The sequence below is a fragment of the Nocardia sp. NPDC060220 genome (assembly GCF_042727815.1).
In the GTDB taxonomy this organism is placed as follows: domain Bacteria; phylum Actinomycetota; class Actinomycetes; order Mycobacteriales; family Mycobacteriaceae; genus Nocardia.
Genome location: NZ_JBHWZY010001343.1, coordinates 1 through 1,169 on the forward strand (window position 1 = coordinate 1; position 1,169 = coordinate 1,169).

Genomic DNA, 1,169 nt, shown 5'->3' on the forward strand with positions numbered 1-1,169 from the left:
CTATCCTTGAGATAGTATCCCAGGGATAATTAGTGCTGCCGCTATCCGAGAGGTTGGCAACCCGCATGACCGATCAACTGGTCGCCCCCAGACCGCGAGTGCGCGACGTCGACGCGCTGCGCGGCTTCGCGCTCTTCGGCATCTTCGTCGTCAACATCACCTTCATGGCCTCGGGGTATCCCGGCAATCTGGTCATCGATCCCGCCTTCACCTCGCCCCTCGACGACGCTGTGCGCGGCCTGTCGTCGGTGTTCGTCGACATGAAGTTCTATGTGCTGTTCTCGTTCCTGTTCGGCTACAGCTTCACGTTGCAGATGGAATCGGCGGCCGCCGCCGCAGTGGCCTTCGAACCGCGCATGCTGCGCCGGATCGCGGGGCTGTTCGTGCTCGGCGTGCTGCACATCGTCTTCCTGTACGGCGGCGACGTGCTGACCACTTACGCGCTGGCCTGCCTGGTGCTGTTCTGGATGCGGCGATGCCGGGATCGGACGGCGCTGCGGGTGGCCGCCGCGTTGTACGGCGTCGTGCTGGCGAGTCTGCTGCTGAGCGGGCTCTTCCTCGATACCGCGAGCTTCTTGCCCGCGCCCGAGGTGGCGCGGGCGAACGCCGAACAGGCCACCTCGGCGATGCTGGGCGGCTGGGGCGACATCATCGGCCAGCACCTCGACGGATTGGTGTTGCTGATCCTGCAGGCGGTCAGTCTGCAGGGCCCCACCGCGCTGGCGATGTTCCTGCTCGGCATGGTCGCGGGTCGCCGGCAACTGTTCGCGCGGGTCCGCGGCGACGAACCGATCCTGCGGCGAATCCAGTGGGTCGGCTTTCCGGTGGGACTGGCGGGCAGCACGGTGTACACGCTCGTCGGGGGTACCGGGCACACGCTCGCGGTCGCCGTCAGCGTCGCCACCGCACCGTTGCTCGCTGCCGCCTACGTCGCGACGTTGCTGCGCTTGATGCACAGTCCGCGCACCGCGTGGATCCGCTCGGCGCTCGCGCCCGCGGGACGGATCGCGTTGACCAACTACCTGGGGCAGTCCGCGATCGGCCTGGTGATCTTCACCGGCGTCGGATTCGGTGCGGCCGGCAGCTTGTCGCCGATGGCGACGATGGGACTGGCACTACTCGTTTTCGTGGCGCAACTCTGGGTGAGCGCGCTGTGGTTGCGCCGGCAC

Annotated in this window: 1 protein-coding gene; it reads left to right on the forward strand. The window is 67.2% G+C overall.

Annotated features, from left to right (window positions below; translation table 11 throughout):
- Window positions 1-65 precede the first annotated feature (65 nt).
- On the forward strand, window positions 66-1,169 hold a 1,104-nt coding region (locus ACFWF3_RS36630; protein ID WP_379318810.1), incomplete at its 3' end, for a DUF418 domain-containing protein.